This is a genomic window from Pontibacter sp. GD7 (assembly GCF_058216375.1).
The window spans coordinates 48,174-61,168 of sequence record NZ_JBYZMP010000014.1; the positions used below are offsets into that span (position 1 = coordinate 48,174).

9 protein-coding genes are annotated in these 12,995 nt (G+C 47.7%); 4 read left to right on the forward strand and 5 right to left on the reverse strand.

The window, feature by feature from the left end; translation table 11 throughout:
- Positions 1-4: 4 nt before the first annotated feature.
- From AC4BAP_RS17390 to AC4BAP_RS17400, 3 genes are all read right to left on the reverse strand, one after another.
- A complete protein-coding gene (locus tag AC4BAP_RS17390; protein WP_490583948.1) occupies positions 5-1,903 on the reverse strand; it encodes a CocE/NonD family hydrolase in 1,899 nt (632 codons plus the stop codon).
- Between the two features lie 353 nt (positions 1,904-2,256).
- The gene (locus AC4BAP_RS17395) at positions 2,257-2,949 is read right to left on the reverse strand and encodes a TIGR02117 family protein (protein WP_490583949.1); all 693 of its coding nucleotides are present in this window, start codon (positions 2,947-2,949) and stop codon (positions 2,257-2,259) included.
- Between the two features lie 83 nt (positions 2,950-3,032).
- On the reverse strand, positions 3,033-3,248 hold the full coding sequence (locus AC4BAP_RS17400) for a hypothetical protein (protein WP_490583950.1): 216 nt from the start codon (positions 3,246-3,248) through the stop codon (positions 3,033-3,035).
- Between the two features lie 90 nt (positions 3,249-3,338).
- On the opposite strand from AC4BAP_RS17400, the gene AC4BAP_RS17405 reads away from it, so the two are divergent.
- The 4 genes from AC4BAP_RS17405 to AC4BAP_RS17420 all read left to right on the forward strand — a co-directional run bounded on the left by AC4BAP_RS17405 (position 3,339) and on the right by AC4BAP_RS17420 (position 9,202).
- Complete coding sequence (locus AC4BAP_RS17405; RefSeq protein WP_490583951.1) at positions 3,339-5,900, forward strand: M14 metallopeptidase family protein; 2,562 nt, start codon at positions 3,339-3,341, stop codon at positions 5,898-5,900.
- A 111-nt stretch (positions 5,901-6,011) separates the two neighbouring features.
- On the forward strand, positions 6,012-6,536 hold the full coding sequence (locus AC4BAP_RS17410) for a DinB family protein (RefSeq protein WP_490583952.1): 525 nt from the start codon (positions 6,012-6,014) through the stop codon (positions 6,534-6,536).
- Positions 6,537-7,309: 773 nt separating this feature from the next.
- Positions 7,310-8,752, forward strand: coding sequence for an SLC13 family permease (locus AC4BAP_RS17415; protein ID WP_490583953.1), 1,443 nt, complete (start codon positions 7,310-7,312; stop codon positions 8,750-8,752).
- A 267-nt stretch (positions 8,753-9,019) separates the two neighbouring features.
- Complete coding sequence (locus tag AC4BAP_RS17420; protein ID WP_490583954.1) at positions 9,020-9,202, forward strand: hypothetical protein; 183 nt, start codon at positions 9,020-9,022, stop codon at positions 9,200-9,202.
- A 131-nt stretch (positions 9,203-9,333) separates the two neighbouring features.
- Here the strand turns inward: AC4BAP_RS17420 and AC4BAP_RS17425 are convergent, their stop codons facing one another.
- Positions 9,334-9,750 (reverse strand): hypothetical protein, encoded by a 417-nt coding sequence (locus AC4BAP_RS17425; protein ID WP_490583955.1) that lies wholly within the window; start codon positions 9,748-9,750, stop codon positions 9,334-9,336.
- A 328-nt stretch (positions 9,751-10,078) separates the two neighbouring features.
- A complete protein-coding gene (gene priA, locus AC4BAP_RS17430) occupies positions 10,079-12,610 on the reverse strand; it encodes a replication restart helicase PriA (protein WP_490583956.1) in 2,532 nt (843 codons plus the stop codon).
- Between the last annotated feature and the right edge of the window lie 385 nt (positions 12,611-12,995).

A 12,995-nucleotide genomic window follows, 5' to 3' on the forward strand; every position in this document is an offset into this window, starting at 1 on the left:
TTTGCTATAGTAAGGGTTGCAGCACTTTTACCTTTAAGCTGGTTGGCTGCTGTGGCGAGTGGTATACTTTATGAGTAGCTTTGATAAAATCCTCCTCATTGGCTTTAAAGATATTGTCTACATACTTTTGCGGGTTGCGGTCAACTAACGGGAACCAGGTGCTTTGGATCTGTACCATAATGCGGTGGCCTTTCTTGAAAGTATAAAGCACATCCTGCAACTCCACGTTTACAGGTGTTACCTGGTTCGGCGTAAATGGCTCAGGCTTTTCGAAGCTGTTCCGGAAACGGCCTCGGAACACCTCGCTGCGTACCATGGCCTGGTAACCACCCATTGGCTTTTTGGGCTGGTGTGCTGTAGCACGGGCAGTGTCAGGGTATACGTCAATCAGCTTTACAACCCAGTCGGCATCTGTACCGGTGGTAGCCACTTTAAGCTGTGCCAATATCTCGCCAGCCAGTGTAATGTCCTCCGTCAATACATCCGTCTGGAAGGTCAGCACATCGGGTCTGCGGCTGGCAAAGCGCTGGTCGTCGGTCATGTACTCACGGGTCATGCCGGTGGCGATTGCCTCTGTAAAAGGTACAGGTTTGTTTGGGTCGCTGATGAAGTCGGAGAAAGGGGCCTCTTTATCTGAGGGCTCGTTAAAGCTTAGTTTACCATTGGCGTGCAAGTATAAAGTGCGTTCCTGTGCATCTTTTGGCGGCCATACTTCAAACTCACGCCATTTGTTATTACCTCCCTCAAACATGATAGCCTCAGGTAATTTTACTGCCGTTTTAGCATCACTTTTCAGGTAATGGTTAAAGAACTTTGCCTCAACCTCCTGCTGGTACCAGGGAGAGTTCTTCTGCCCGAATGACACATTACCCAGGCTTGATCCGTCGGTGCGTGCCCAACCGCCATGAACCCAGGGCCCCATCACGATCATGTTTGTCAGTTTCGGGTTGTTTTTCTCCAGAGTCTGGTAAATCTTCAGTGGGCCGTAAAGATCCTCGGCATCATACCAGCCTCCCACAGTCATCACGGCGGCATGTTTCACGTTTTTAAGATGAGGAAGTATGTTTCGGTCCTGCCAGAACTTATCGTAATTCGGGTGCTCTACCATATCATTCCAGAAAGCAACCTGATTCTTATAGTATTTGTCGTTAGCATTTTTTAACGGACCCATTCTTAAAAAGAACTCATAACCATCCGGGGTGCCGTGGTCGAAGCGTGGGTTGCGTTTGGTGGTGGGCTCGGGCCGTGGCAGGCCAAAACTTGCCAGAAAGTTAAAGGCATGTGGCAGGAAAGTAGCTCCGTTGTGGTGGAAATCGTCCCAGAACCAGTCGGCGATAGGTGCCTGCGGCGAAACTGCCTTAAGCGCAGGGTGGTTGCTCATGAGTCCGGCAGCAGCGTAAAAGCCAGGGTAGGAGATGCCCCATTGTCCCACACGTCCGTTATCGTTATCCAGTTTCCTGATCAGCCAGTCTACAGTATCGTAGGTGTCTGTGCTTTCGTCGATGTCCTGCTTGCCCTTTTTGTTGGCAATGTGTGGGGTCATGTTTACAAACTCACCCTCCGACATATAGGTGCCACGTACATCTTGGTAAACAAAAATATAGCCGTCGCGCATTAAGGTAGTGCTCGGTCCGAGGCTGGTTTTATACCCCTCACCATACGGGCCAACTGAGTAAGGCGTACGGTTCATCAGGATCGGATACTTTTTACCCTTATTCTTAGGTGAGTATACTACCGTAAACAGCTTTTTGCCGTCGCGCATTGGTATCTGGTACTCTGCTTTTTCGTAGTTCTGCCGGATGTAAAGTGAGTCCTGGTTTATAGTTTGGGCTATACTTGCCGATGCACTGAAGCAGAAGCACAACAGCACGAGCAAGCGTAACAGCTTAGCATGGGTTCGCATAAGTATATGATTTTAGATTAGTTATGAAGTTTAGAGCCTTAATATATGCACAATCTGTAATATTTAATTAATTAACACCACCAATTTTCAGATAAGTAAAGTATAAGCCAGATTAGCGCATTAAACTGACTCAGGAATGGGGAATTACAGAGAGCCTGTTTAGAGTTTATTAAAATCCTTAGCCTGCCCTTGCTGCGTGTTATCACCAGCAAGTATAATAGCCAGTGCCTTAAATTGTTGGTGAAAAACACCAACAATGGCGGGTTCGATTTCTTTTAGCCAAGACCCTAAACAGCTTCAGAGTATAAAATTTGATGTGAGTCCTTAATGAAAGGAGCAGTTATACTTTAATATTACCGTAGGTGCCGCATAATGGCATAAGGAAAGGGAGCCCAGATGGCGGTTTTTACATCCATGGCTTTTAAGCCCTGGTTTACCCAGTTGTTGCAGTTTTTGAAAAGGTAAAACTTGCCGTTGGCCTCGTAAAAAGTGTCTTTGTGGGTGTAGCCGGAGCCGCTGATGTGCATGTACTCGCCGTACTGTTTCTGAAAAGATTTGTTGATGTAGGTGATCAGGCGCTGGTACTGTTCTGCCGAAACCATTATGGGGCGCTGGTGCCTGTTTGGTTTAAGTTTGTTTTTGATGTATTCTACGTGCATGGCTGTGGGCGTAGGCCATAGTGCAGAAGAGAGCGCAACTCCCGGTTTAAGATCACTCCATTCAGGCGTTTCCATGTAAAAGCGCCGGTCGCCCCAGCCAAAGCCAATGTAGGCATAACTGCTATCCACGTTGCCAAAATGGTGTAAGGGAATCTTTGTGCGCCAGTCAATAAAGGGTGTAACCACTGGCACAATAATGTCAGTGTGCACGCCATTGGAAGTTATAAAAACTTCAACAGAGTCCGGAGCGTTACTCTGGGCAAAGCCACAGTTGAGCGGGAAGCTGCTAAGTATAAACCCAACAGCCAAAAACAGCACGGCAAAATCGGTGAGGGCTGTGGCTGCCCTGGCAAGTATAAATACTACGTTTCTTGCGATTTGCTGCATGTATACTCATACGTGCAAAGCACAGTAAGTATAAAAACAAAACCCGGAGCAAAGCCCCGGGTCTGAATGTAAGTTTAGTTAATTTAGTTTCTGATTAAATATGCCGTTTTAAGCCTGGCATCGGCTAAATTCTTTATAGCGATAAGTTTGTCTTGAATTAGATGCTGTGGTCGGTGCTTTTCTGTACCTGGCCTGACAGGGCAGGAAGAAATTGTGAATGCAAAAGTACGCGTTTTTTTCTTTTTATCTGCATGCATACCGAAAAAAACTGCAACAACTGTCTGGTGAGATCTGCTCATGAAAAGCAATGGGTTAAGCGGGTTTCATGCTATATTTGTCTATTCCAACTTTTATTTTCAGATTGTAATTTGTAATTCAAACAGATCAATATGATACATTCCTTAAAGCGGATATTCGCTTTTGCCTATGTGTTGCTAAGTGTGCAGGTGGCTTTTGCGCAGCAGGCCATTAAGACACCGGAGCAGTTCCTGGGCTATAAATTAGGCAAGCAATTTACTACCCATGCCCGCATTGTAGACTACGTCAGCTACCTTGCTGCACAGGCACCAAACCGCATGAAAGTGCAGGAGTATGGCCGTACTTACGAAGGGCGCCCTTTGCTGCTGGCCTACGTGGCATCCGAAGAAAACCTGCCCAGGCTGGAGCAGATCAGGGAGAATAACCTGCGCCTGGCAGGAGTGCAGAACGGGCAGGTACAGGGTAACCAGCCTGCTATAGTATGGCTTAGTTACAACATACACGGCAACGAGTCGGTAAGTTCTGAGGCTGTGATGCAGGTGCTTTATGACCTGGTTAACCCAACTAACTCACAGGCAAAACTGTGGCTGCAAAATGCGGTGGTTATACTTGACCCTTGCGTAAACCCTGATGGCCGTGAACGTTATGTGCAGTGGTACAAGCAGGCGGCAAACCAGGGCGGCAATCCATCGCCGTATGCCTGGGAGCACTGGGAGCCATGGCCGGGTGGCAGGCCAAACCACTATTACTTCGACCTTAACCGCGATTGGGCCTGGCAAACACAGATCGAATCGAAGCAGCGCCTGAAGGAGTATAATAGCTGGTTGCCACAGGTACATGCCGATTTTCATGAGATGGGGCCAGAGTCTCCGTATTATTTCTCGCCTGCGGCAAAACCTTTCCATGAGGACATCACACCCTGGCAGCGCCAGTTCCAGAACACCATCGGCGACTACAACCGCCAGTACTTCGACAAGAACAACTGGCTATACTTTACCCGCGAAAACTTCGACCTGTTTTACCCTAGCTACGGCGATACGTGGCCAACCTTTAACGGCGCCATCGGCATGACATATGAGCAGGGAGGCTCCGGACGCGCAGGGCTGGCCTATAAAAAGCAGGACGGCGATACGCTTACCCTCGTAGATAGGATTGCCCACCACGTGGTTGCCAGTGAGGCTACCATCAAGGCAACATCGGATAAAGCCGCTCAGCTGAAGCAGGAGTTTGCAAAGTATCATGAAAATAACCTGAAAAAGCCGGCCGGTGAGTACAAGGCTTTCGTGATAAAGAATGAAGACAGAAGCGCAGGCAACATCAAAGCGCTGACAACTTATCTTGATAATCAAGGCATAAAGTATGGCTATGTGGGCAAAAACACCTCAGCCAAAGGTTTTAACTATAGCACCGGCAAGGAGGAAAGTATAAGGTTGGGCCAGAATGACCTGGTAGTGAGTATGTACCAGCCAAAATCAACGTTGGTAAAAGTGCTGTTCGAGCCAAGGGCCAACCTCGAGGACTCTCTGACTTATGACATTACATCCTGGGCGTTGCCTTATGCCTATGGCGTGCAGGCTTATGCAGTTAAAAACAAAGTAGATGCAAACGGCACTAAACCAACCACCATATCTGCACAAAGTATAAATATTGCTAAACCATACGCCTACCTGGCCCGATGGAACAGCCTGAACGACCTACGTTTCCTGACAGAACTGATGAAGCAGGACGTAAAGGTGCGCATGGCCGAAAAACCTTTCGAAACGGAAGGGCAAAAGTATGAGGCAGGCACCCTGATCATCACGCGTACAGGTAACGAGCGCCTTGGCGATAAGCTGGACGCCACTGTTCGTGAGCAGGCAGGTAAGTATGACGTTGAGCTGAGTGCAACAGGCACTGGCTTCGTTAGCAGCGGCGCCGACTTCGGGTCCGGAAATGTGCGTTACCTTAAAATGCCTAAAGTGGCTGTAATGTCCGGGGAGGGGATTTCTCCGTATGGCTTCGGGGAAGTATGGCATTACTTTGAGCAGCAGATCGGGTATCCGGTTACGGTTCTAAATACCTCATACTTTGCCAACGTGCCACTGCACGAGTTTGATGTACTGATTCTGCCGACAGGCAACTACAACAAAGTGCTGGACGAGAAAACACTGGAGCAGGTAAAAAGTTGGGTGCGTGGCGGTGGTAAACTGATTGCCATGGAGAGTGCAGCCGGGTTCCTGGCTGGTAAAAAAGACTTCAGCCTGAAAAAGAAAGATGCCAAAGAGGAAGAAGATAAGGATAAGAAAGATAAGAAGGATAAAGAAGACCCTTACGCCAGGCTTCGCACTTATGCCGACAGAGAGCGCGAAGCTTTGCGTGAAGAAGTGCAGGGCAGTGTATTCAGGGTAGATCTGGATAAGACGCACCCGCTTGCCTTTGGCTACAACGACACTTATTTTGCCCTGGTTCGCTCAGCGGATACTTTCCAGTTTATGGAAGATGGCTGGAACGTAGGAGTGTTGAAAAAGAATAACTATGCCACCGGTTTTGTAGGCGCCGATATCAGGAAAAAGCTACAGGATGCGCTTATACTTGGCACACAGAGTATGGGCCGCGGGCAGGTGGTATACTTAGCCGATAACCCATTGTTCCGAGGATTCTGGCAAAGCGGAAAGCTACTGTTTGGCAATGCCGTTTTTGTAGTAGGACAGTAAAAACCATATTTTGCAAAATGCCGCAGCCGAACAAGTTGCGGCACTTTTATTTTATAGCTACTTAGCTGCCTAAAATGTATTACCTTCGCGGTATAAAAACCAAAGTATAAAATGGATACGATCATATCTTACCCTGCACCGGAAGAATACACCGGCTATGTTGGGAACTATATAAAAGAGGCGAAAGCCGATGACCTTATCGAGGGGTTAACTGCAAGCTACTCATTTATTGCAGGATTGATGCAGGGGCTGACAGAAGAGCAATTGCTGCACCGCTATGCCCCCGAAAAGTGGAGCATTAAAGAGCTTTTGGTACACATGCTGGATGCGGAGCGGATCTTCTCCTACCGCGCCCTGCGCTTTGCACGCCAGGATAAAACAGAGCTTCCGGGGTTCGATGAAAACAAGTACGTGGCACCCTCTAAAGCCGATGCCCGCGACATTAACTCTATACTTGCCGAGTACACTGCCGTAAGAACTGCCACTATCGAACTGTACAAAAGCTTTGACCAGGAGGCGCTGGACCAGAAAGGTTCTAGCAATGGCCTGGAGGTTAGCGTTAGGGCAATTGGGTATACCATACTTGGCCATGAGATCCACCATCTCAGAATAATTCGGGAGCGTTACCTGGCATAAGGTTTATGTTCTTATTTAAAAGGCTGCTGTAACGGATTTGTTGCAGCAGCCTTTTTTGTTTGTCTGGATTCTGTTTTTGGGTATCCTTCCTAGCAACTGTGAATCCTCAATCTTGCTTATCTAAAGTTTTATCTATGGCTTTGGTGCCCTCAAGGCCGGGAGGCCTCGTCCTTGGCCATCGCGCTGTCTATCTTTCCTGCCCTCGTACCTCGGGCTGCCTCGCTGGAGCTCGTCACCGGAAACCTAGAAGGCGCTCAATCCAAGGACTGGGAATGACACTTCTTGGCTAGCGGCTCTCGCGACCTGTCCGAGGAATGACATTGGCAATGAAATTTAAAACCTCGGTTAAGCAACAGCAGAGATTCCCCTCTGGGGGTAGGGGCCCTCTTTTAAAGAGAGGGGTGCAGGGGTGTGTTTATACTTTCCCTCTAACGGATGGGCCTTAGCCATGTGCACCATCGACGATTTTTTGTTTGAGCGTTCAGCGAGTGGGGGTAGGGGCCCTCGACAAACAAAATCGTCTTGATTCTTTTGCTTACTTTTCTCATCAAGGAGAAAAGTAAGGCCCAGCTGGCGAGGCGAAAGGATGGCTTAATATAGTAAGACTAAAAGAAGGTTGTCTTAACCCTATCTAACCCAGTAAATCCTGATCACTCAAGATCTCCTGTATTTTATTCGAAGACCAACCCAAAGTAAACAAACCTTCCAATACCTATACTTTCATATCCATACTTTACTATCTTTAAGCTAACCTGAAAAGCACCATAACACCTATGCAGCTATCCCGCAGAAACGTTGGCTTACTATTGGCACCAGCACTGGCTATACTTGTGTGGCTGTTGGCAAGCGGCTTGCCTTACGAGGCGCGGGTGGTGGCTACGATTATGGTCTTCTGCCTAGTGTTCTGGATGACAGAAGTGATACCACTCTCCATGACGGCCTTTTTAGGGGTGTTGCTGGCTGTAATGGTAGGCGTGGCCCAGATCGAAACGGCTTTCCAGAACCTGGGGCACCCGATCATACTACTGTTTATCGGGAGCTTTCTGCTGGCCCGCTCCATGACACGCCACGGCCTGGACAAGCGTATCGCCTTATTCATACTTTCGCAGCCTTTCTTCCAGCAAAGCCTCTTCCGGTTATTTCTGGGGTTCTCGATGGTGTCGTTTGTACTCTCGATGTGGGTAAGCAATTCGGTAACGGTGGCCATGCTGTTGCCCTTAACCATGGGGGTTACGCAGTTGGTCTGCCAGCAGGAGGGTGGGAGCAAAACCGCTGCTATCTACTTTTTGCTTGGTATTGCTTACAGTGCCTCCATCGGTGGTATCAGCACTATTATCGGCTCACCACCAAACCTCATCGGGGTTAATTACCTGGCCCAGCAAGGCATCCGCATCGACTTTCTGCAATGGATGCTGATGGCGATGCCGATAGCCCTTACCATGTATGGCTGCATGCTGCTGTACATGCGTTATTTTTTGAGCAGGAGCAACTACAACCAGCAATTGGTAAAAGATTATGTGCAGGAGCAACTTAGCCGCAAGGAAAAACTGAAGAAAGGCGAACTGGTAACTATGGGTGTGTTTACGCTCGCTGTTATACTTTGGGTAACTCCAGGCTTTCTTAACCTGTTTGGTTTTGAAGAGGCTTATACGTTCATGAACACCTACTTTGCAGAAAGCACGGTTGCTGTTTTGGCTGCCTTATTGCTGTTCCTTATACCGCCGGGCCAGGAAAACGAAGGGCAGGGTACCATTACATCCGAAGACCTGCTTAAAATTGACTGGGACACTATTCTGCTTTTCGGGGGCGGCATGGCGCTGGGGCAGTTGGTGGTTTCGTCGGGTTTGGCTGATATTATTGGCAGGGGAATCACTACACTTATCGACCCGTCGCAACAACTGTGGCTGATCTTTATACTTGTGTTACTGGTACTTTTCCTGACGGAGGTAAGCTCGAATACGGCAATTGCTATCACTTTTGTGCCTATCATTATTGGTGTGCTGCACGAGATAGATGTGCCGTTGTTGTACCCGGTTCTGGGCGTGGTAATTGCCTGTAGCTTTGCCTTTATGCTGCCAGTAGCCACACCTCCCAATGCCATCGTGTACGGCAGCAAGCAAGTGCCTATTGGCACCATGGTCCGCACTGGTCTGCTCCTAAACTTACTGGGCAGCGCACTTATCACGCTTTTTGTAACGCTTTACCTGGCCAGCTGAATCAGGAAAGTATAATTTGCCTATATTAGGAAGTATAAACCTACTGTATGAGAAGAAATGTATACGTTAGATTAGCCCTTGTCAGCTCATGCTTCGTGTTAGCAGCGCTTAAAATTAAAGAGTTGTTACGTGGGCCTGGCAATTATGCGTGGCAGGATTTATTTTACGTAGGTGCCTTTATCTTCCTGGCTCTTTTTTACCTTTACCTTATCTGGAAGGGAAAAAACAATCCTTCGTCTTAAGTACTTATCTATACTTTTATACTTTATGCAAAATCGCCGGCCCTACCGCATCGTCATGACCATTGTCTGCTTTGTTTTTGCAGCACTCAATGCCTTTAAAATTATTCAGGGCAACTATAGCTCTATGGATGTGTTCTTACTGGTTGTGTTCCTGGTCTTCGGGATCATCTACCTGTTTATCTTACTTAAAAAGAAGAAAGACGCCTGATTGGCAAGACAGACACGTATAAAAAGGAAAAACCTGAAAGTCGATCTAATGTGTTAAATCGGACTTTCAGGTTTTCAACTTTTAGCCAAAGGTATTTATTTATACGGCAGTGGTATGGCTGTGGTTGTTAATTATTTGGAAAAAGAATAAAAATTTTTTTGAGGCTGTATCTGGTCGGCTTTATCTTCAAATACTATTGCCTTAAAATTCTTTGAGCCAGCGTTAACAGTTTTATAGGTGGTGGCTTCTGTCCAGATCAAATCCCCGGCCTTTACCTGTATTGTTTCAGTTTTGCCCTCCGGTGTAGTTATTTCTAAAACCCCGTCGGTGGCTGCGTAGGCTTTTTGCCCAGGGTGTGCATGCACATTGGCAAACTGCTCCGGACTCAATTCTATTTCCCAAAGGCGCAGACTGTAGTTATCAAGCAATTGGGTAAATGTTTGGCCTTCTTCACCGTTACCACATCCCTTTTCAGGACCATTGGCAACTGCTGTTAATGTAAAAGTATAAAGAGCTAGTATAAAAGCGGATTTCAATAATTTTTTCATAGTTGTGTCTTCTTTTTTTGATCAGGTAATAATAATTATGGTAGCAGGCAAACCGGCTAAGGGCAACGCAGCATGCCAGGGCCGGTAACGTGATCGACAATATTACGCCGGGCTAAACTGCCATACAGCGTAACAGCTTTAGTCTAAATTCTGACTTCTCGTCGGAAGAGTTAACCTTCTCTACATAACTCCTTTTAGATCTGCTGTATAATAAGGATGGCTGCTACCTCTGTAAGGTTGCTTGAAGAGATGTTAAAATTGTGTTAAAGCTAATATTGCTCTCGGAAGAATGGTGCTTGATCGGGTAAAACCGAATGGGATTTACGTATTAAACCGGGTCCACATCGGCCACGATGCGTACGTCCTTAAAGTCTGGCAAGAGCTTCAGGTTGAAAATAGCCTGAGCGATCTGGCCTTTGGCGGCACGCAGGTTGGTAGTTTCGCGGGGCAGTTTAATGTGAATTTCGTTCAGGAATAGGTTCCGGATCTTGAAAATGTAGGGCACTTCAGGCCCCAGCACCTGTTGTTTTCCTAGCCTGTCGGTTAAATCCTTTGCCAGCACAATGGCTGCATTCTCCGATGTGCGGTCATCAGCATGCTTCACTGTTACCTTGATCATACGCACAAACGGCGGGTAGCCAAAGCGCATGCGTTCCTCTATCTCGTGCTGGTAAAGACTCTGGTAATCGTTGTGGCGCACTTTCATGAAGATAGGCTGTTGCGGGTCGCGGGTCTGGATGATAACAGCACCTGGCTTTTCTTTACGGCCTGCACGCCCACTTACCTGCACAAACAGTTGGTACGCCCGCTCATGTGCCCTGAAATCCGGGAAATTGATAATGGTATCGGCGTTAAGTATACCTACCAGGCTCACATGCTCAAAGTCCAGGCCTTTGGTTACCATTTGAGTACCCACCAACACATTGGTTTTGCCACTCTCAAAGTCAGCTATAATTTGCTGATAGCTGTTCTTTTTCTTGGTCGTGTCCAGGTCCATGCGCTGTATGTTGGCATCTGATAACAGCAGCTTTAGCTCGTCTTCCACCTTCTCAGTGCCAAATCCCATGCTTTTAAGCGTGGTGGCGCCACAAGCCGGGCAATCGTGGGGCATGCGCTCATGGTAACCGCAATAGTGACAGCGCAGCTCATTGTTATACTTGTGGTATGATAAACTTACCGCGCAGTGCTTACATTTTGGTATCCAACTGCACTCGTCGCAACTGATAAAAGGGGCATAGCCACGGCGATTCTGGAAAAGTATAACCTGCTCATCGCGTTTCAGCCTTTGCTCAATGGCCGTTAGCAGTTTGCCCGAAAAGTGGCTGTGCATGGTCTTGCGCAACTGCTCTTCGCGGGTGTTTACCAGTTCTATTTCGGGTAGCTGCGCATCACCAAATCGCTTGGTCATCTCTACAAGTCCCCAACGGCCGGTTTTGCAGTTGTAGTAGGTTTCTACGGATGGCGTGGCAGAGCCCAGCAAGGTTTTAGCACCCTGCAAGTGCGCCATCATCAGGGCTGTTTCGCGGGCATTGTAGCGCGGGGCTGGGTCGTATTGCTTATAGCTGGCCTCATGCTCCTCGTCTATAATTATCAACGAAAGGTCGTGGAAAGGCAGGAACACAGAAGAGCGTACACCCACCACCACCTGAAAACGGCCAGAAAGTATACCTTGCCATACTTCGGCACGCTCGTTATCCGAAAATTTAGAGTGGTAAACACCCAGCTTGTCGCCAAACACCTTCATCAAACGCTGCACGATCTGGGCTGTAAGGGCAATTTCAGGCAACAAGTATAAAACCTGTCCGCCACTGTCCAACGCATGCTTTATCAGGTCAATGTATACCTCGGTTTTACCACTACCCGTAACGCCGTGCAGCAGTACCGTGTCTTTCTCTTTAAACTGCCCCAGTATCTCATCCTTCGCCTTTGCCTGGTGCTCCGATAGCTTCATGGGCAGCAGTTTGTGGCCATGCTCCACGGGGAACCGTGAAATGATCTGGTCAAATTGCTCCAGCACACCTTTTTTAATGAGCGTGTTCACAGACGAGGCCGATAGGTGAGGAGAGTTGGTGAGGTCGCTTTTCTCGATACCTTTATAGTTCAGGTGGATGTCCTGGTGCACCGGTACCTTTTGCAGGTAGTTCAGCAGTACGTCGAGCTGCTTGGGCTGCGAAGCCAACTGGTTAAACAGTTCCTCTAGCATACCCTCGTCCTGCACAAAAGGCTCCGAAATACGCACCTTTTTCACCACCTTCGGCGAGAACTTGTCGCTTACCTGCTCATAAATAATGATCGCCTCTTTTTGGATAAGCGACTTGATGAACTTATGATAGCTCTTTAGCTGCAGCAGGTTACCAACATCTGTAAACGTAAGCGCCTGGTTTTGCTGCAGTGCGTAAATGATCTTCTCCTCCTGTGGGGCAAGTATAAGCTCATCCTCCTCGGGGTTGTAGTGCGGGTGCAGCTGTATCCTGGATTCACTGCTCAGCTTTAGGGCAGAGGGCAATGCGGCATTTATAACCTCGCCAAGGGTGCACATGTAGTAATCCGCGATCCACTTAAACAGCTTAAGCTGAGGTGTTGTGATAATAGGTTTATCATCGAGCACATCCAGGATATACTTTGCCTGGTAGTCTGCAGGGGCATTCTGATGTATCTCGGCCACAATGCAGCTGAGTACCTTTTTTGCCCCGAACTGCACAATTACCCGCGCACCCACCGACACCTCATCGTTCATCTCGAACGGGATGCGGTAAGTATAAAGCTTCGGCAACGGTAAGGGCAGTATCACATCTGCAAAAAACGTGACACGCTCCGAAGATTGCTCAGGCGGATAATTAAAATCAAGTAGTTCAGACAAAGGGTGAAGTATAAGTGCTTTTACAAAGGTCGGAAAAAGCGGGGAATTGTTGAGTTGTTGAATTACTTAATTGTTGTTGGTTGTTAGAATCATTGCTAGAATCGTAGAGACGCAATATTTTGCGTCTTGCAAGCAACACTGCGGTATCGTCCGCTTCAGCAATCACTGTATAAGTATACCACGATAAAAGGGATTACCCATCAGCCCTCACAGCGACTTAACGATATAGCCACAAAGACGCATGGTGTTGTGTCTCTATTATAGAATAACGAATAACCAACAACCAATAACAACAATTTACCTGGTAGCCAGCAAGACGCAAAATATTGCGTCTCTACAACACCGATTAACCAATAACCAGCAACGAACAACGAAAAAACACGCT

Coding starts and splice junctions, on each gene's coding strand:
- AC4BAP_RS17410 (WP_490583952.1), top strand. CDS start 6,012: ATGGATACGATCATATCTTACCCTGCACCGGAAGAATACACCGGCTAT.
- AC4BAP_RS17425 (WP_490583955.1), bottom strand. CDS start 9,750: ATGAAAAAATTATTGAAATCCGCTTTTATACTAGCTCTTTATACTTTT.
- AC4BAP_RS17400 (WP_490583950.1), bottom strand. CDS start 3,248: ATGAGCAGATCTCACCAGACAGTTGTTGCAGTTTTTTTCGGTATGCAT.
- AC4BAP_RS17420 (WP_490583954.1), top strand. CDS start 9,020: ATGCAAAATCGCCGGCCCTACCGCATCGTCATGACCATTGTCTGCTTT.
- AC4BAP_RS17390 (WP_490583948.1), bottom strand. CDS start 1,903: ATGCGAACCCATGCTAAGCTGTTACGCTTGCTCGTGCTGTTGTGCTTC.
- AC4BAP_RS17415 (WP_490583953.1), top strand. CDS start 7,310: ATGCAGCTATCCCGCAGAAACGTTGGCTTACTATTGGCACCAGCACTG.
- AC4BAP_RS17395 (WP_490583949.1), bottom strand. CDS start 2,949: ATGCAGCAAATCGCAAGAAACGTAGTATTTATACTTGCCAGGGCAGCC.
- AC4BAP_RS17405 (WP_490583951.1), top strand. CDS start 3,339: ATGATACATTCCTTAAAGCGGATATTCGCTTTTGCCTATGTGTTGCTA.